A 17,767-nucleotide genomic window follows, 5' to 3' on the forward strand; every position below is an offset into this window, starting at 1 on the left:
GGTTTATTTGCTCGCAAATAACTTATCTATTGCTGATTGTTTTTGATTTGGTTTATTGACTCTCTCACTTATCTCTTCGATTTCCTCTGGCTGTTCGGTCGGCAATATTGACTTAACAGTGTTAGATGTGTCTTGTGCCTCTTCATTCAAGGAACGACGATACTCAGTGTGATATTGCTTTAACGTAGCAGCACTAATCTTGACTCCACTTTCTGCTATCGATTCAGCCAAGTCATCATATTCACATCCTCTAGCTAAAGCTGCCTCAATCCTCAAGTGCAACTTAGCCACTAGCGTTCTTAAATATCCTGGTTTTGATGCCTTGTCTTTAGTTTTGTCTATCTTACGAGCGATCGCTTTCTCTATTGGACTTAGTTCCGACTGATTCATTGATTATTTTTTAGACTCATTTTTATTTATTGTGCCAGTTTTTTTGTCAAACAAACAACTTTTTGAACCAGTAAAAATTTACCTTCAGTAGATAAATTTGCAATTTACCCAGCTAAATTTATACTGATTAAATTTCCACCCCTGATGCACCCTTGGTGAGAATAAAATAAATTACCTTCGTTTTTTAAATAAATATAGATTGGATATTTTTGGGTATTTTTAAATATCAACAATAAGAAATGTAAATTACTCTTTAAACAGTAGTTTTAAATAATTAAAAATGTCACTATCAAAAAAGATTAAACAAGCAAAATAAATCTTCATGGTTTGCTCAATTGGTAGACTTTACGCCAAAGTAAATGACTATGCGACCTGGTTGACTGACAAAAGATGAAGAGAAAAACCTGAGAATAGAGATTCAGTAAAGAGTTGAGGGATTGACACAAAGCAAGGGGAGTCAGCACTCTGAGATTAGATACCACTCATAATTTCAGAATACTGTGAATCAAAACTCCCGTCTCTACAATGCCTTGAATCAATGGATGAGTCAATAGAAGTTTGAAGACAGAAGTATGAAGGCGCGAAGTTTCAAGTTTGTTCGAGGGCTTGTACCTCATACGAAGGAAGAAGTTTGAAGTTTGAAGGAAGAAGGAATTCGGAATTCGGGAAGGATTTTTTGTAGCTCATACCTCACACCTCATACTTCGCGCCTTCATACCTCATACACAGGGCTATCGCCCAGATCGTCCGTCCTTCGGACGACTTCGATGCTTCGCATCGTGTAGGGCGAAGCCCTGGTACCTCTACCAAACTAAGAGCGATCGTGAACGACGGGGCTTGCAACTATAGTGGAACAAAGGACTTGTCCGCATGTAGGAGGAAGTAGCTGTTTACGAAGTTTGAAGGAAGAAGTTTGAAGGAAGAAGGAAGAAAGATTTTTTGTACCTCATACGAAGGAAGAAGTAGCTGTTTTACTTCATACTTCATACCTCATACTTCATACTTCATGCAGCTGTTTTACTTCATACACGGACTCTCTGTCCGTCGCCGTTCCCAAGGAGACGTCGGAACGCAGAGAGCGTTCACCTCACACTTCGCGCCACAGGGCTATCGCCCAGATCGTCCGTCCTTCGGACGACTTCGATGCTTCGCATCGTGTAGGGCGAAGCCCTGGTACCTCTACCAAACTAAGAGCGATCGTGAACGACGGGGCTTGCAACTATAGTGGAACAAAGGACTTGTCCGCATGTAGGAGGAAGTAGCTGTTTACGAAGTTTGAAGGAAGAAGTTTGAAGGAAGAAGGAAGAAAGATTTTTTGTACCTCATACGAAGGAAGAAGTAGCTGTTTTACTTCATACTTCATACCTCATACTTCATACTTCATGCAGCTGTTTTACTTCATACACGGACTCTCTGTCCGTCGCCGTTCCCAAGGAGACGAGCGTTCACCTCACACTTCGCGCCACAGGGCTATCGCCCAGATCGTCCGTCCTTCGGACGACTTCGATGCTTCGCATCGTGTAGGGCGAAGCCCTGGTCAAGCTACTGACTGGTTACATTTATGTCATCTTCAAACTTGTATTTGGATGATAATTGCTTTAATACACACGGGCAATGTCAACCTGACAAAATGGTCGATGTACATCCCTGGTCGAGGGAAGTTGGCTGGGGGTAGACAGAGACGTATTCAGCGTTGGCTAAACAATCCTCGAATCAATGTCCATCGAATCAGAAAGTCCTTGGTCAAAGCAGCACTTGATGATTGGTCAGAATCAAAAATATTTTTGGCATTAGACACTTCACTGTTCTGGGATGAGTATTGCCTTGTGCGGCTTTGGGTTATTCATCGAGGGAGAGCTTTACCGTTGGTGTGGAGAGTGATGAACCATGAAAGTGCTAGTATTTCAGTTACCGATTATCGAGAGATGATTAAGCAGGCACAAGTTAGGCTACGAGAATCAGTTAAGGTAATTTTACTCGCGGAGCGAGGATTTATACATACCGAATTGATGACCATGCTGACAACTCAACTAGGATGGCATTATCGTCTCCGAATTAAGAGTAATACCTGGATTTGGCGTGGAAGTTGGTGTCAACAGAAGTTTGAAGACAGAAGTATGAAGGCGCGAAGTTTCAAGTTTGTTCGAGGGCTTGTACCTCATACGAAGGAAGAAGTTTGAAGTTTGAAGGAAGAAGGAATTCGGAATTCGGGAAGGATTTTTTGTAGCTCATACCTCACACCTCATACTTCGCGCCTTCATACCTCATACACAGGGCTATCGCCCAGATCGTCCGTCCTTCGGACGACTTCGATGCTTCGCATCGTGTAGGGCGAAGCCCTGGTACCTCTACCAAACTAAGAGCGATCGTGAACGACGGGGCTTGCAACTATAGTGGAACAAAGGACTTGTCCGCATGTAGGAGGAAGTAGCTGTTTACGAAGTTTGAAGGAAGAAGTTTGAAGGAAGAAGGAAGAAAGATTTTTTGTACCTCATACGAAGGAAGAAGTAGCTGTTTTACTTCATACTTCATACCTCATACTTCATACTTCATGCAGCTGTTTTACTTCATACACGGACTCTCTGTCCGTCGCCGTTCCCAAGGAGACGTCGGAACGCAGAGAGCGTTCACCTCACACTTCGCGCCACAGGGCTATCGCCCAGATCGTCCGTCCTTCGGACGACTTCGATGCTTCGCATCGTGTAGGGCGAAGCCCTGGTCAACCTAAAAACTTTCACTTTCATTTAGCAGAGGCAATTTGCTTACACAACGTACAGATTCACAAAGGTGAATTTTCTGGCAAAGTTCATGTGATTCTTGGTCGCAACAACGTTAACGGCGAACTATGGGCAATTGTCAGTAATGAAAAAACTACTCTACAAACCTTTGCTGAATATGGATTACGTTTTGATATCGAAGCGAATTTTTTAGATGACCAATCTGGTGGTTGGAATGTTCAACGCTCGATGATTCGAGATGTATGCGCTTTGTCCCGTTTGTGGTTTATCTTATCTGTGGCTACTCTCTACGTTAGTGCCCAAGGTGTTGAGGTAGTTCGTATTGGCAAACGAAGATGGGTTGATACTCATTGGTTTCGTGGTAATAGCTATTTTAGGATTGGTTGGGATTGGGTCAAAGCTGCACTCATTAATGGTTGGAATTTACTTCATTGCGTGACTTTCTCTAGTAATCAAGATCCCTCACCTGCAATGGCATCACGATCGCAATATCAAAAACGAGCAGATCAGTTGGAGTTCAAAGTTTTAACTTATTCCTACAATATTTCTTGAAAGTTTTGTCAGTCAATCAGGTATAGATGAGTTGTTACTACTACATTCCCATTATCTGTTTTGCCGATTTCTCCTATATACTGACGACCTACTCCTGCCGTAACCGTTCATTCCCCCCCTACAAAAACGCCAGAAAAATTTGGGACATAAAGCAGCGAAGCCCTATGTCCATCAATTAATTTCCAAGAGGAAATTGTGGTGGAGCAAGACCTCGTCGAGCATTAGCTAAAACCGAAGCTATATAAATCCAAGGATTAAGCTCTCTCAGACAACAGGTTTCAATCACACTGAGCAGCGAACTGTATGCCAAACTTCCTTCGCCAGTACGAGTACCAAATCCAATATTGCGGGCAATTACAGCATGACGTAAAGCCCTTTCTGCTTCATTATTAATGGGCGGTAACTCAGGATTTTTGACAAAAGCGACCACTGCATCCCAGTCGTTGAGTATTTCTTTAGCTAAAGCTTGTAACTTAGCATGGTCGGCTTTTTTTCCTAGATGACAAACCCGCCTCAAGCCAGCTATCCGTTTTCTCGAAAGACGATTATCTTCACTGGCATCGGCAATCAGGGCAATTAATTCTCTTAAGTCATTCAAAATCCATTGTCCGATTTGGGCTGCTTCTTGCTCAATATCCTCAACGGGGGGAACCCCCGCAACGGATTTTCGCGCTTTTTGGTTAATCGCACCGGTAATAGCGATCGCTTTACGAATCAGATGAGCTAAACATCTCTGTCTTTTGGGGTGAGAACGATATGTAGCATAACCATCCGTTACTAACCAACCCATAAAAGCTTCTCGAACCAAATAAGATAATTCTTCTTTTCGACCAGAGCCAATATGAAATACAGCAGTTTTAGTATTGATTGCCACCCATAACCAATGAAGCTTTCCCCTCTCGTACCAATGGGTTTCACGCCATTTGTAGAATATCTGATTTTTGTAGTTGTTCCACTAATTCTTCAACCACAGGCACACAAGCAATTCCCGCCTCTCTAACACACCTATCTATAGTTCCGATACTTAATTCGGTGTTAGTCCAATCCTTTAAAAACTCTTGAATTTTTCGACGACTCATTCGGTAGCGAACGCCAAGACTCGCGATGAAAGTTGCCAGGAATACTCCTACTAAAACATATTCGGTTAGTTGTAAATCTTTGTTTCTTCCTTCTATAACAGAAACAAATCTTGTTCCTGGTTTCTCATCAGTGCAATGACCACAACTGCAAGTTGTCCGATAGTAATGATGTAATTGAGTTACGATTCTTAACCCGAATAATTTTGGTTCTAGTTCCAAGACATAATATCCCATATACCTTTGAGATTCAGATTCCTTTAAATCGTAATTACAAGCAGCACATATAAGGGGATAGTGTCGAATGATTACCTCTGCTTTTAAAGTTTGCTGACGACCAAAACCTTTTCCTCCTAATTGTTTGCCTGATTTCCTCTTGGATTTTTGCTTTTTTTCTTTGACTCTCGACTCATTTATTTGCTTCTCTTCTGTTTTGACTGTGGCGGATTCAGATTTTGAACTAGGGTGTTCTGGTTCTTGTGTCTTTTTGAGATGATAAGGATTATCGAGTGATGGAGGCTGGGAGCTATTTTCTGAATTCTGCTGCTGCTTTTCCCATAAGTCCGTAGCTAAGATATGTAAATTATCTGCTAGTTCCACCAATCTCTCTTGAGACAACAATTGGAAGTAACTTCGATTCATTTGTGCTAAATCATCTTTGTTTAGTCTAGCCATGGTTCATAGCATACATCAATTTACTCGAATGAGAATTATTTAGCTTCGAGTTCTGCTTTTTTCGCAGGGGGGGGAATGAACGGTTACACTCCTGCCGTGAAATTTCCACTTCTTGCTCCGTCTTTACGCTGAGGAGACCTCAGCCCTAAAGGATTAGCTTCGCGTCACGCAGGCGGTGCGCTTTTTCGATGTCCCGAATCATCCACAATTAGACTAAAACCTCGACTAATTCTGGTCTAACTGCACTTATTCATCACTTCTAAACGACGTTCATTTATCTCCTCTGCCGACCAAGTAGCTTCTGCTAAGAAATGATGTAATTTGTGGTAAGTTACTCCTACAGAGTCTGAAGCCATCTGATATAAATTTTTTCGCTCACTTTCTCCCAATAATCCTCCTAAATAGTTTCTAAACTCTCGTTTTTGTGCCTTTGTTCTTAACAAATCATCGAAGCGTTTACACCATTTATCGAAACAAGGTGGCATGGCTGCGGGAGTGGTTTCTCTCATGATGGCGATCGCCTTAAAGAATAATGCTCAAGTCCTTTCACTAAAGCATTTTACCTTATTTTGAACATCAAAATTGTTTAAGTCCCGTTAGGAGTAGTTTCTTTTATCGAAGCGCGATCGCTATCTAGGATAATGTTAAACTCAATCAGTAAAAGCATTATATCTCATTTTGACTTCTAAAATTGTTTAAGTACCGTTAGAGAAAACTCTAAAACAAAACACAAAGACCTGGAAACATCAAGGATTACGGGAAATACCTATCCCTAAAGATGTTCTTGAATATGGCGCGACAAGGCTTCCCAATCCAGCTTGCGCTTTCAGGCATTAGTTGGAAGAAAACGCAAAAGTGCAACCCAAAAAAAGATCCAGAGTTAGTGCAAAAAAAAACTAGAAATTCTTGCCCAGCTAAGTCAATGGCTACCGGAGATAGGAACAGGAAAAATGAGTGTGTTTTTCCGAGCAGGAGTGGGTCACCTACTGTGGGGAGATGTCTGCGGTTATATCTAGGGTAAGAGTAATCGCCGAATTGAAGTGCCTATAGTCAACGAGCGCCAGAAGCAAACCTATTATGGGGTATTAGATTACTTCAATCACGAGTTTTTGACTCAAGCCTATCCTATAGCTAACTCCGAACATATTATCAGTTTTCTAGACTATTTACAAACCCAGCGTCCCAATCAACGGATTGCCATTATTTGGGACGATGCCAGTTATCATCGTTCCCAAGAAGTGAAAGATTACTTGCAATCACTCAATGTTGCACATGAACAACAGTTTTGGCAACTGGTTTGTATTCGGTTCGCACCCAATGCTCTCGAACAAAATCCCGTAGAAGATGTTTGGTTGCAGGCTAAACGCTTCTTACGAGAGTTTTACCACCTGTGTAATTCATTCTCTCTTGTCAAACTACTGTTTGAACTTGTAACTCACGGTCGAACCTTTAATTTCCCAAAGTTATTTGAGTATGCTGTCTTTCCACAACCCACCTAGGATTGCTATAGGAAATATCTCTTTTGCCAAGATCTGGCTTGAGAGGATTAGGCAATCATCTGCGAGGTTTGTGCATTTAAGTCCCCGATTTTTGCTCATATAATGAAGCTACTCGAGTACAACATCAAGAGGATAAGGTTATGACAAACGACAAGAAAATCTGGTTGATCACAGGTGTTTCCCGTGGCTTGGGCAAAGCACTTGCCCAAGCGGTGCTGAATCAAGGTGATATTGTGATTGGTACCACACGCAGCGGAAAAGCCGATCTCAGTGGAGATGCTAACTCCCTTAAACTTTTTGAGCTTGAATTAACAGATCCGGCACAGATTAAACAGACAGTAGAAGCGGCTTATCAGCTACATGGGCGCTTGGATGTGATCGTTAACAATGCTGGCTATGGCTTGCTGGGCGCACTCGAAGAGACCAGTGACGAAGACATTCAACGGGTGTTTGATGTGAACTTCTTTGGAGTCGTTCACCTGGTCCAGGCGGTACTGCCGTATCTCAGACGACAGCGGAGCGGACATCTTGTGAACCTCTCGTCGATCGCAGGCTTGGCACCGATGGCGGGTTCAAGTCTGTATGCGGCAGCTAAAAGCGCTATAGAAGGGGTTTCACAAGCGCTAGCACAAGAAGTTGAACCGCTGGGGATTAAAGTGACTCTGGTTGAACCGGGTGCCTTTAAAACGGATTTTTTGAGCGCCCACTCCATTGTCAATAGCCACACCAAGATTGCAGACTATCAACCGACCAGCGGCAAGGCGGTGCAGCATCTAGCTGACATTGCCGGAAAACAGCTTGGCGATCCGAACTTGGGCGCACAGGCAATCATCAAAGCCGTTGAGTCGGAAGATCCGCCCTTACACCTGGTGCTGGGATCGGATGCCCTAAAACGAACCCGCGCAAAACTCGAAGCAATGACCAAAAATCTAGATGCTTGGGAAGCAGTCTCTAAAAGTACAGATTTCCTAGATTTGGCAACGGTTTTATAGCGAAGTCTGGTCGCGTAGAGGACTAGATGATCGTACTCGTCAGCTTGCGACCGTTGCCGCCTTTGCTGCCCAGGGTAATCTGCCACAGATGAAGATCCATGCGGGCTATGCGCTCAGGTTAGGCGCGACACAGGATGAACTCAAAGAAATCGTTTACCTGACTACAGTCACGGCTGGATTTCCCCGCTCCATTGATGCAGCGCAAGCATTGCGGGAAGTATTTACTGCGTCTTTGCGAAGGTCTAGTACTGCTCAGTAATCCAGTCCCACCCAAGACTCTACAACTCAACAGAAAAAACATGAGCAACACAACTCATCGACCCCCTAAACGCTTTAAGATTACTCCCCTTTGTTTCAGTGTCGTTTTACTGATGATTGGCTGTTCACCCCGATCCTACTTAAATCCGGAAAACATATCCCCTTCACAAACTATGAAAGAAGCTCAAAACTCTCAAACCGAAGTAGTCACACAAACTACTGGTCAGCAGTCCTATGTAGGTATGTGGGTGACCAAGGACGGCTATATCCGCCACGAACTTCTACCCAATGGGCGTTACGACGAAGCACGCGGTCAGAAGCAAAGTGCCTATCAGGGTAGCTACACCCTCACCGGCAACCACATCGATTACGTTGATGACACTGGCTTTACCGCCGACGGCGAATTTCGCGATGGCGTACTCTATCACGGCGGCATGATTCTGTACCGCGAAGAGAACAAGTAACCGCGCGATCGCAGAAGTCACAGCACTACATGGTGATTCAGACCCACAACTATAAAACAACTATGAATTATGAGATACACTCTCATGAAGATTAACGAAAACACACGGAAAGTCGTGCTGATCGCTGACGCAAGCAGCGGCATCGGTGAAGCCACATCTCACTAAACAGCTCAACAAGGAATGAAACAGATGAACATGAATACACCCGATTTCGCACAACTCGCGCAGCGGCTACAGGTGCTGGAGGACAAAGAGGCGATCCGCAGCACACTCATTCGCGGCTGGCGTGCGCTCGACTTCAAAGACTGGGACGGCTGGATCGCACACTGGGCTGAGGACGCGGAATTCGAGTTTGGTCCGTGGGGCGTCCTCAAGGGCCGGCAGGCGATCCGCAAAAAGGTTGTGGCAGCAGAGACACCCTACGCGGCGATGGAACACCAACTGCTTAACATGGACTTTGAGGTCTCCGGCGACCAAGCTACCGGTATCGGATTCATGTGGTTTATCGGAATTGCCGATAGCCAAAAGCCCGATGAGCTCATTTCGATGGGCGGACCATACGACTGGGAGTTTGTGCGCGAAGCAGAAGGCTGGAAGATACGACGAATTAAGCTCGGTGTCTGGTGGTCGCAGGGAGAAGACTCGATTAGCGCCTTTAAATGAAGTGTGCCTTTGCGATCGAGCAGCCTGCCGATGTGGATGTGAATGAAATCATCGTTCGATCGATTGGACAGAGTGGTTAAACATCAATCTGACGTGAGAAAAATCATTTGGTTATCCCACTGCTAGCCTTTGCCAACCCTCAGCAACGCCCGCAATACATTAGTTTTTATCATTGAACCCAAAATAGGAAAGCATCATGCAAAATACTCCCGACTACTTTGACCGCTATTCGACCCTGCATTTAAGCCGCAGTCCATCTGGTGTGTTAACGCTGCAATTTCACACCAACGGTGGAGCCGCTGCGTTCAGTGGTCCGATGCAGATCGAGTTCCCGCAAGCGCTCTATGAAATTGGCGAAGACCGGAATAACCGCGTGCTAATTCTCACTGGCACTGGCGATCGCTTCATGACTGATATCGATCGTACAAGCCTCGGTGATCTCACCAAGCCAGCAGTTTGGGATGAAATCTTCTCGCGGGGACGCATTACGATGCAGCGCTTGGTAGACCTGGAAATGCCCATTATTACAGCAGCAAATGGTCCAGCTAGTATCCACAGCGAATGGGTAATGATGGGGGATATTGCCATTGTGTCTGATACAACCGTATTCTCAGACTACTCGCATCCCAAGTTCGGTACAGTGCCCGGTGATGGTGTGGCGCTAATCTGGGAAGAAGTGCTAGGTCTCAATCGGGCACGCCATCTCACGCTCACAGGCGGCTCGTTTACTGCACAAGAAGCTAAAGAATGGGGTGTCGTCGCCGAGGTTGTCCCGCTCGATCAAGTCTTGCCCCGCGCTCAAGCGATCGCGGAATCGCTCTCGAAAAAGCCGCAGATGCTAACCCGATTTATGTCTGTAACGCTCCGTCAACGCCTCAGCAGGCGGGTTGCGGAGGGCGTTCAGCTTGGCATGGCGCTCGAAGGCTTGGCAGCTTCTGACAAAGCCTATCAATCAACTCACTAGCTACCCCTCAGCACTTTGAAATCTCAGGAGAATTATTTATGAAAACTCGAACACTTGGAACTCAAGGCTTGACCGTCTCAGCACTTGGTCTTGGCTGCATGGGCATGAGCTATGCCTATGGCAGCGCTGATGAACAGGAGTCAATCGCTGTCATTCATCGCGCTATTGAACTCGGCATCACTTTGCTTGATACCGCTGAGGCCTATGGCCCGTTCACCAACGAGCAGTTAATTGGTCGTGCCCTACAAGGCAAACGCGATCGAGTTGTGATCGCTACCAAATTTGGTCATGCCATCTCCGGTGATGTGCGGCAAGGACTCAACAGTAGACCTGAACACGTTCGCGAAGTTTGTGATGCGTCGCTGAAGCGGTTAGGCACTGATTACATTGATTTGTTCTACCAGCATCGAGTCGATCCAGCCGTGCCGATCGAGGAGACCGTGGGCGCAATGGCTGAACTAGTTCAGCAAGGCAAAGTCCGCTATTTGGGACTCTCGGAGGCGAGTCCGAACACTATCCGCCGTGCTCATGCGGTGCATCCGATCAGTGCCCTTCAGAGCGAATACTCACTCTGGGAACGGGGAGCCGAAGCCCAAGTCTTACCTACAGTTCGGGAGCTTGGCATCGGGTTTGTTCCCTACAGCCCCATTGGACGAGGCTTTTTGACAGGTCAGATCGAGCGCGTTGAAGACTTTGCTGAGGACGACTACCGTCGCACCGATCCCCGCTTTCAAGGCGAAAACTTCAATCAAAACCTGAAGCTGGTCGATCGCGTTAAACAGATTGCTCAGGAAAAGAACGCAACACCTAGTCAGATCGCCCTAGCCTGGTTGCTACATCAAGGAGATGACATTGTGCCGATTCCAGGAACCAAGCGCAGAGCCTACCTGGAAGAGAACGCGGCGGCGGCTGAGATTGAGTTGAGCCATGAGGTACTCGATAGGCTCAGTCAAGCGGCACCTGTCGGCGCAGCATCGGGCGATCGCTACAACCAGAAAATGATGAGTATGCTCGATCGATCGTAGGTTAAGCGTCATCGTGGTCGCCATTCGTCACTCCTTTTCTTGAATTTAGTACTAACCCTTGTGTTTTCCTACCTGGTTTGGATCATGGCGATCGCTGCTGACGGCAGATGATGTCTGCGATCGATGCTAGCTTAAAACTTTTAAAAGTTTAAAAGTTTTAAAGGTGTAATGATGCGTCATTTAATTTGAGTTTCAATCGGGTCGATCGCTATTCTAGGAACGATCTACAGCTTATGCTACGAAAGCAACTGTTCGGGCGCAGGTCGTGTCAATTTTCGATCGAGCCACACTGAATCAACAACAATCGCTAGATCGATCTCCAGAGATCGCTAAGTTCACTCAGGTAACTCAATTCCATGCAGCAAACTTATCGGATACCGAGACAATTGAACAGCGCAACAAACAAATCGTCCAGCAATATTTCGACAATTGGCGCAACAAAACTGGCAGTGTCTTTGACCTACTCACTCCTGATGCAACCTGGACAGTGTCTGGAACGGGTGCAGGTGTAGGTACTTTTCGTAAGCAGGAACTGCTCGATCAAGTCGTCGCAATGCTTAAAGAATCGAAATTTCTGGCAGTATATTTCTTTAAGTCCAATCAAATGCTTTAATAAGATCTTAATTGCTTTAATAAGATGGTGGCATTATGAACCGTAATTTTTCGTCGACGCGCGTTACAATGGCCGCGCTGGGCTTGGGAATCTCGCTGTGGTCAGTGGCTTGCGCCGATTTTCGGTCGACAGGGGCGCAAGTTCCGAACGAGGTCGTGGGAACGTGGCGTCCGGTTTCGGCGACGTTGGAGAAGAATGGCGAGAGGTCGTACCCCTACGGGACCGAGCCACATGGCATGCTCACATTCACGCGCGATCTGCACTTCGTGGAGCTCCTGAACGATCCGCGCGTTCCGCGCTTTGAATCGAACGAGCGCAGCGATGGCACGGACCAGGAGAACGCCGCGGCGATGGCGGGCGCGTTCGCCATCTATGGCCGGTACACGGTCGACGCCAATGGTAACTTCAGCGGCAACACCGTCGAGGGTTCCAACTTTCCCAACGTGATCGGGGACGTCCGAACCACGAAGGAGCTGACGCTGGATGTCCAGGGCAATCGGATGATCGAAAATTTTCAGAGGCCTGGCGGGGCAAAGGTGACGATCGTCTGGGAGCGGATCGGCCGTTAAGCCAGTCAAATGCTTACGCTCAATCCGCTGAGTGTTGGTCTGGCTAACCGTATGCTTCTGGGAATCTAACAGTCGCAAGTATGCACCCCAACTATCAGTGTAGAATCGCTCGATTGAAAACGGGGCAAGCAGTTGCTGAAGTTGCTTGAGGGCTGCATCCTCATGTGGAGCAAGGACATAAGCGAGAACTGCTCCTGTGCGATGTCACGGTTATTAGTTATTAGTAGCTAATAACTAATAATATGAAATACAAAAAAGAATGTTACAAATAAAGGAGAGAGAAAAATAAATTGAGAACTTAATGAGTGGTGTAATCAAAATAGAAATTTTGGAAACAGTTGACGAATTAAGACAACTGCTCCAGTCAACTGCGACGAAGGAGGTTAAAGAAAGAGTACAAGCATTGTATTGGCTCAAAAGTGGTCAAGTACAAACAACAAAAGCGATCGCCAACTTAATTGGAAAACATAGAGTCACAGTATCGAGATGGCTAAGTAGCTACAAAGTACAAGGCATCAACGCTTTGCTGACAAAAGGTAAAAGTAGCGGGAGAAAAAACAAACTCAATCCATTGGTCGAAGCAAGTCTCAGGCGAGAATTAATAGATGAACAGGGATTTTCTAGCTATAAAGAGGTTCAAACTTGGCTGCGAGTGGTTCATGATGTAGAAATGAGCTATACAGGGGTTCATCAGTTGGTCAGGTATCGATTAAAAGCTAAGTTAAAAGTTCCTCGTCCAGTTCACATCAAACAAGAGGCAGGAATAGTCGAAGACTTTAAAAAAAACTAGGAAAACGTCTTAAGCAAATTCTTCACCAGAATCAAGATAAAGTAGCTCGATATAAGCAAGTTCGATATTGGTGTCGTAGCGTGAATCGAGAATTGGACTAATCACACTTTGGGCCAGGAAACTAACTGCTAGAGGAATTCAACCAGTTGGTATTGAGCAATGGTGCTTCGATTATCTTTGGTTATATGGCTTGATTGAACCTCGTTCAGGAGCGAGTTTTTTTGCTGAATTTTCTCATGTCGATGGTGTTTGTTTTCAACAATACCTTAATTGGTTTTCTCAGGCTTATCCCAAGCAATTACACATTATTCAGCTAGATAATGGTCGCTGGCACATTTGGTCAGAGCTTGAGATTCCTGACAATGTAATTTTGTTTTTTCAGCCTCCTTACTGTCCCCAAGTCAATCCCCCACACGCGACTGTGGAAAGAAATCAAGAAGCATCTTAAATGGTCGCTATTCGATAACCTCGACCGCTTAAGAGAAAAGCTATCTGATGTCTTATCAAAATTAACTTCATCTACGATCGCATCAGTTACAGGATGGGATTTGATTTTAGATGCCTTATTTGTAGCAAACATTTAAGTATTTCATATATAGCAATACGTGGCTAGGTTAGGACAAAATTAGCTAAAATAAAAGCGCTCGCCAAAACCGAAAAATAATGCCTGCTCCCTATAGCTACGATTTAAGAAAAAAAGCCGTAGATGCCTGTTCTAGAGGTGAAAAGAAGAGAACTATTTGTCGATTGATGAAAATAAGCCGTAACACCTTAGACCTATGGCTGAAAAGAGAACAAGAAACAGGAGACTTTAAAGCGGTCGCCGAGCGTCTTACCAGAGAAGAGCGAAAAATTCAGGATTTAGAGAGATTCAAACAGTTTGTTAAACAACATAAAGATAAGACACAACAGCAAATGGCAGATTTGTGGGGAGAGAATCTTACCCAGCAAAATATTAGTGATGGAATTAAAAAGTTAGGCATAACCAGAAAAAAAGCGGTCAGACCCCGCGTCGCCGACAGGCGCAAGACAAAGGGCTTGCCCGCATGTACGCTGACCAAGACAAACTTACGGGTATCAAGAAACAGATGAAGAGAAAAGAAAAGAATTTCAAGAGCAACTAAAACATCAACAGGCAAATAACCTAGTTTATGTGGATGAAGCAGGATTCGATAACCGAGACGATTATCCCTATGGTTATAGCCCCAAAGGAGAAAGATGTTAGGCACTCAAATCTGGTAAAAGAAATGAGAGAGTAAGTTGGATTGCTGCATTCAAAGAAGGAAAAGTGTTTGCTCCGTTAACTTTTGAAGGGTCATGTAATCGAGATTTATTTGAGACATGGCTTAAAGAAAGTTTGATTCCTCAACTTCAACCTGGAAATATCATTATTATTGATAATGCTACTTTTCATAAAGGACAAAGTATTCAAGAAATAGTAGAAGAAGCAGGGTGCCAGATTTGGTATTTGCCCTCTTATTCTGCCGATCTAAACAAGATAGAGCGTTGGTGGTCGGTTCTCAAAACTTGGATGAAGCAGAGAGTTAAAGAATTTGAGACTGTTAGAGAATGTGTTGATACAGCTTTCAAAAAATGTCCTAACGTATATGCGTAATGCTATATCGAAGGGCAAGTACCCTGCGATGGGGTAGGCTTTAAACCCAGAGCGACGGTAATACCTTGAGGTTTGATACCTTGAAGAGTGATAATTTTGCCAGTCAATGTTTTAAGTCCCAAACGGCTCTCATCTTGACACCAGTAGCGAACTTGCTGTCCCGTACCTAAATGGTCAATTAATACTTTGATGATGTCTTTGAGTTTTTTTTAAAGGCATCTTGAACTTGAGGTTTGGTTTTCTGGCTTTGTGAACGTGGTATTTTTAGTTTAGCTTTTAGTTTGTAGCGAATAATTTTGTGTACGCTTTTATAAGCAAGATCTATGCTAAATTCTTGATTTAGCCACTCTTGAATTTCTCTATAACTTTTAAATCCTTGAGGTTGACTCAAACGTTTTTTTTACTGATTCATTTCTCTTACAGAAATTTGGCTTTTCCTACCTGGAGGGGTTTTGACATCAAGCAAATTTTTCAGACCTCCTTGACGGTATTTCTTTAGCCATCGATATATTGTCGATTCATCGATCGCCCAATTTTTGAGATAGTTCTTTTCTGCTGGCGATCCCTTCGGGGTACGCGGAGCGTAATCGCGTCTTGTTTGAGCCAATACAGCATCTGCAATCTCTCTTTGCTACTTGCAGTAACTGCGTAATGCAATCGATGTTTTAATTCTTCTTGGCTTTCGTTAACTTCTACCTCAAACTTATTGCCCATTTTTTCATACCGTATCATTATTATTAATTTAGTGCATCTTCATGGAGAATTGGTATGAGCGCACGAATAAACATTCTGCGCCAGCATCGCCAATTAGTGCAGCCGTTTTTTCTCCTTCTTCCTTGCGTCTGCCTGAAAAAACAACTTTTGCGCCAGCAGTACCAAGAGCGATCGCAGTTACTCGCCCAATTCCCGATGTTCCACCAGTGACTAAAGGCCACTTTATTTTCAAGTATCATCATATTTTTTTGCTAGTTTTTAGTTGAGGTTATTTAATGCGAACTCAAGCTTGCGATCCAACCTACTTAAACTTTATCGATCACCCAATTTTCATCACTGAGAAAAAGATGGGATATAAACTCGACGATAGTGGTGGAATCGTCTCTGTTTTAGAATGAGCGTCAAACTTAAGTACTTTCTTCTAATAATTAATATGCACTCGCCGTTGGACGAACAATCACTTCATTAACATCCACATCATCTGACTGAGACACGGCATATAAGACAGCACAGGCGATCGCGTCGGTCGTTAGTGCAGTTTTGCGTAACTCTTGCAAAAAGCCTTTGGCTGAATCGTCCGTAATATCTGAGCCAAGTTCGGTTTCTACCGCACCTGAAGAAAGTGCGATCGCCAATATACTTAAAGAGATGGTCACCGAAGAACAGTTAATTAGAGAAATAGATGATGAAATATTTTATTACAAGCCCAGTTTCTTCCACAGTGAACGGCATTTAGCTAAACTACTACAACAGAAGCTAGAAACCAAAATCGATGTAGATAGCGCTCGCGTAAAAAGCTGGATTAATCGCTTTACCGCCTCCAATCAAATTCAATTATCACCCCAGCAATTGCAGGCTGTAGAAACGGCAGCATTAGAAAAGGTAGTGATTCTCACTGGAGGACCAGGAACGGGAAAAACTTTTGTGACTCGCACTATCGTTACTCTCTGGAAAGCGATGGGTAAAAAGATTGCTTGTGCTGCACCGACAGGTAGAGCAGCTAAAAGACTATCTGAAATGACGGGCTTAGAGGCAAAAACCCTACATCGGCTGTTGGAATTTGACCCCAGTAAGATGGGTTTTAAACGCGACTTGGATAATCAACTCAATTGCAGTGCGATTGTAGTAGATGAATCGAGTATGGTGGATTTATTTATGTCTCATTCTCTACTTAAAGCCATACCTAAAGATTGTTTACTTTTAATGGTGGGAGATATAGATCAGTTGCCATCCGTAGGACCTGGAAATATCCTCAAAGATTTGATTAGTTCGGAGAAGATTCCCGTCGTGCGTCTGACTCAGGTATTCAGACAGGCAGCCGAGAGTGCCATTATCCGTACTGCTCACCAAATCAATCACGGTCACATACCCAAACTCGAACCAATCAGTATGAAGGCTACCTCCGACTGTCTCTGGCATTCAGGGGGAACAGAAGCAGAACACGGCGTACAGACTATCTGTGAACTTATCGAGCATTACATCCCTCAAGCTGGTTTTAATCCCGCTACTGATGTTCAGGTATTGTGTCCCATGACTCGCGGTTTAATTGGAACTCGCAACTTAAACAAAGTACTGCAACAGTTAATCAATCCTCCATCTGAAGATAAAGAAAAATTAGTTAGAGGCGATAGTATTCTACGGATAGGCGATCGCGTAATGCAGCTAAAGAATGACTACAATAAGGAAGTCTTTAATGGTGATTTGGGAATAGTCAGGGCGATCGATCATACTGAAAAGGAAGTGACTATCGACTTCGATGGTCGAGATGTAACTTACGACTATGCAGACTTGAATGAAATTACCTTAGCTTGGGCAACCTCAATACATAAAAGCCAAGGTTCTGAATATCCCGTGGTTATTCTACCTCTCTATACTCAACACTACGTTATGCTGTCACGCAATCTGTTTTACACTGGATTGACTAGAGCTAAGAAGCTGGCGTTAATTGTCGGTTCGTCAAAAGCTATTGCGATCGCTGTGAAGCAGGTTAAGCAGCAGCAAAGGTATACAAGGTTAAAGGAGAGACTAGAAGGTAAAAATTAACCAGCTATCTATTTTGGGGTAGAATTAGCGAGATTGCCCTTCATAACACTCTCGCTAGTTTTGCCTCAAGAAGCCAAGACTAGTCATTCTTAGCTTATGTACTAGTTCGATAATCAATTTTAAGTAT

20 protein-coding genes and 6 pseudogenes are annotated in these 17,767 nt (G+C 44.3%); 16 read left to right on the top strand and 10 right to left on the bottom strand.

What is annotated here, in order from left to right; genetic code table 11:
- Positions 1 to 3: 3 nt before the first annotated feature.
- On the bottom strand, positions 4 to 390 hold the full coding sequence (locus SLP02_RS18145; protein ID WP_319422140.1) for a hypothetical protein: 387 nt from the start codon (positions 388 to 390) through the stop codon (positions 4 to 6).
- 1,382 nt (positions 391 to 1,772) lie between these two features.
- Here SLP02_RS18145 and SLP02_RS18150 point away from each other — a divergent pair.
- Together SLP02_RS18150 and SLP02_RS18155 are read left to right on the top strand one after the other, a co-directional pair.
- A complete protein-coding gene (locus tag SLP02_RS18150; RefSeq protein ID WP_319422141.1) occupies positions 1,773 to 2,570 on the top strand; it encodes a hypothetical protein in 798 nt (265 codons plus the stop codon).
- A 630-nt stretch (positions 2,571 to 3,200) separates the two neighbouring features.
- On the top strand, positions 3,201 to 3,680 hold the full coding sequence (locus SLP02_RS18155; RefSeq protein ID WP_319418707.1) for a hypothetical protein: 480 nt from the start codon (positions 3,201 to 3,203) through the stop codon (positions 3,678 to 3,680).
- Positions 3,681 to 3,855: 175 nt separating this feature from the next.
- Here the strand turns inward: SLP02_RS18155 and SLP02_RS18160 are convergent, their stop codons facing one another.
- The 3 genes and pseudogenes from SLP02_RS18160 to SLP02_RS18170 all read right to left on the bottom strand — a co-directional run.
- Positions 3,856 to 4,554, bottom strand: coding sequence for an IS66 family transposase (locus SLP02_RS18160; protein ID WP_319422142.1), 699 nt, complete (start codon positions 4,552 to 4,554; stop codon positions 3,856 to 3,858).
- 40 nt (positions 4,555 to 4,594) lie between these two features.
- On the bottom strand, positions 4,595 to 5,431 hold the full coding sequence (locus tag SLP02_RS18165) for a hypothetical protein (protein WP_319422143.1): 837 nt from the start codon (positions 5,429 to 5,431) through the stop codon (positions 4,595 to 4,597).
- A 239-nt stretch (positions 5,432 to 5,670) separates the two neighbouring features.
- Positions 5,671 to 5,940, bottom strand: a pseudogene (locus tag SLP02_RS18170) (transposase); the annotation flags it as partial.
- Positions 5,941 to 6,471: 531 nt separating this feature from the next.
- On the opposite strand from SLP02_RS18170, the gene SLP02_RS18175 reads away from it, so the two are divergent.
- From SLP02_RS18175 to SLP02_RS18215, 9 genes and pseudogenes are all read left to right on the top strand, one after another.
- A complete protein-coding gene (locus SLP02_RS18175) occupies positions 6,472 to 6,930 on the top strand; it encodes a transposase (RefSeq protein ID WP_319422144.1) in 459 nt (152 codons plus the stop codon).
- Positions 6,931 to 7,070: 140 nt separating this feature from the next.
- Entirely contained in the window at positions 7,071 to 7,922 is an 852-nt protein-coding gene (locus SLP02_RS18180; RefSeq protein ID WP_319422145.1) for an oxidoreductase, read from the top strand.
- Position 7,923: 1 nt separating this feature from the next.
- Positions 7,924 to 8,181, top strand: a pseudogene (locus SLP02_RS18185) (carboxymuconolactone decarboxylase family protein); the annotation flags it as partial.
- A 172-nt stretch (positions 8,182 to 8,353) separates the two neighbouring features.
- Complete coding sequence (locus tag SLP02_RS18190; protein ID WP_319422146.1) at positions 8,354 to 8,644, top strand: Atu4866 domain-containing protein; 291 nt, start codon at positions 8,354 to 8,356, stop codon at positions 8,642 to 8,644.
- Between the two features lie 180 nt (positions 8,645 to 8,824).
- On the top strand, positions 8,825 to 9,307 hold the full coding sequence (locus tag SLP02_RS18195; RefSeq protein WP_319422147.1) for a nuclear transport factor 2 family protein: 483 nt from the start codon (positions 8,825 to 8,827) through the stop codon (positions 9,305 to 9,307).
- A 196-nt stretch (positions 9,308 to 9,503) separates the two neighbouring features.
- Positions 9,504 to 10,271 carry an enoyl-CoA hydratase/isomerase family protein gene (locus SLP02_RS18200; protein WP_319422148.1) on the top strand — a complete coding sequence of 256 codons (768 nt, stop codon included), beginning with the start codon at positions 9,504 to 9,506 and terminating at the stop codon, positions 10,269 to 10,271.
- Between the two features lie 38 nt (positions 10,272 to 10,309).
- On the top strand, positions 10,310 to 11,296 hold the full coding sequence (locus SLP02_RS18205; protein WP_319422149.1) for an aldo/keto reductase: 987 nt from the start codon (positions 10,310 to 10,312) through the stop codon (positions 11,294 to 11,296).
- A gap of 265 nt (positions 11,297 to 11,561) precedes the next feature.
- Complete coding sequence (locus SLP02_RS18210; RefSeq protein WP_319422150.1) at positions 11,562 to 11,909, top strand: nuclear transport factor 2-like protein; 348 nt, start codon at positions 11,562 to 11,564, stop codon at positions 11,907 to 11,909.
- Positions 11,910 to 11,944: 35 nt separating this feature from the next.
- The gene (locus SLP02_RS18215; RefSeq protein ID WP_319422151.1) at positions 11,945 to 12,478 is read left to right on the top strand and encodes a lipocalin-like domain-containing protein; all 534 of its coding nucleotides are present in this window, start codon (positions 11,945 to 11,947) and stop codon (positions 12,476 to 12,478) included.
- On the opposite strand, the pseudogene SLP02_RS26775 reads toward SLP02_RS18215, so the two are convergent.
- A pseudogene (locus SLP02_RS26775) lies at positions 12,472 to 12,682 on the bottom strand (IS1 family transposase); the annotation flags it as partial. The gene SLP02_RS18215 and the pseudogene SLP02_RS26775 sit on opposite strands and share 7 nt — an antisense overlap.
- 97 nt (positions 12,683 to 12,779) lie before the next feature.
- On the opposite strand from SLP02_RS26775, the gene SLP02_RS18220 reads away from it, so the two are divergent.
- The 3 genes and pseudogenes from SLP02_RS18220 (at position 12,780) to SLP02_RS18230 (ending at position 14,883) form a co-directional block, all read left to right on the top strand.
- Positions 12,780 to 13,268: a helix-turn-helix domain-containing protein gene (locus tag SLP02_RS18220; protein WP_319422152.1), complete on the top strand. Its 489-nt coding sequence runs from the start codon at positions 12,780 to 12,782 to the stop codon at positions 13,266 to 13,268.
- A 190-nt stretch (positions 13,269 to 13,458) separates the two neighbouring features.
- Positions 13,459 to 13,716: a hypothetical protein gene (locus SLP02_RS18225; protein ID WP_319422153.1), complete on the top strand. Its 258-nt coding sequence runs from the start codon at positions 13,459 to 13,461 to the stop codon at positions 13,714 to 13,716.
- A gap of 215 nt (positions 13,717 to 13,931) precedes the next feature.
- Positions 13,932 to 14,883, top strand: a pseudogene (locus SLP02_RS18230) (IS630 family transposase).
- A gap of 178 nt (positions 14,884 to 15,061) precedes the next feature.
- Here SLP02_RS18230 and SLP02_RS18235 read toward each other — a convergent pair.
- The 4 genes and pseudogenes from SLP02_RS18235 to SLP02_RS18245 all read right to left on the bottom strand — a co-directional run.
- Entirely contained in the window at positions 15,062 to 15,274 is a 213-nt protein-coding gene (locus tag SLP02_RS18235) for a hypothetical protein (protein ID WP_319422154.1), read from the bottom strand.
- A 9-nt stretch (positions 15,275 to 15,283) separates the two neighbouring features.
- Positions 15,284 to 15,409 carry a helix-turn-helix domain-containing protein gene (locus SLP02_RS26780; RefSeq protein ID WP_413467399.1) on the bottom strand — a complete coding sequence of 42 codons (126 nt, stop codon included), beginning with the start codon at positions 15,407 to 15,409 and terminating at the stop codon, positions 15,284 to 15,286.
- A complete protein-coding gene (locus SLP02_RS18240; RefSeq protein WP_319422155.1) occupies positions 15,379 to 15,597 on the bottom strand; it encodes a hypothetical protein in 219 nt (72 codons plus the stop codon). Before SLP02_RS18240 ends, SLP02_RS26780 begins: the two co-directional genes overlap by 31 nt.
- Positions 15,598 to 15,652: 55 nt before the next feature.
- Positions 15,653 to 15,839 (bottom strand): annotated as a pseudogene (locus tag SLP02_RS18245) (SDR family NAD(P)-dependent oxidoreductase); the annotation flags it as partial.
- A gap of 33 nt (positions 15,840 to 15,872) precedes the next feature.
- Here SLP02_RS18245 and SLP02_RS18250 point away from each other — a divergent pair.
- On the top strand, positions 15,873 to 15,995 hold the full coding sequence (locus SLP02_RS18250; protein WP_319422157.1) for a hypothetical protein: 123 nt from the start codon (positions 15,873 to 15,875) through the stop codon (positions 15,993 to 15,995).
- Positions 15,996 to 16,025: 30 nt separating this feature from the next.
- Here the strand turns inward: SLP02_RS18250 and SLP02_RS18255 are convergent.
- Positions 16,026 to 16,217: pseudogene (locus SLP02_RS18255) on the bottom strand (oxidoreductase); the annotation flags it as partial.
- 28 nt (positions 16,218 to 16,245) lie between these two features.
- Here SLP02_RS18255 and SLP02_RS18260 point away from each other — a divergent pair.
- The gene (locus tag SLP02_RS18260; RefSeq protein ID WP_319422159.1) at positions 16,246 to 17,640 is read left to right on the top strand and encodes an SF1B family DNA helicase RecD2; all 1,395 of its coding nucleotides are present in this window, start codon (positions 16,246 to 16,248) and stop codon (positions 17,638 to 17,640) included.
- Positions 17,641 to 17,767: the final 127 nt, after the last annotated feature.

It is taken from the genome of Pleurocapsa sp. FMAR1 (genome assembly GCF_963665995.1).
Classification (GTDB): domain Bacteria; phylum Cyanobacteriota; class Cyanobacteriia; order Cyanobacteriales; family Xenococcaceae; genus Waterburya.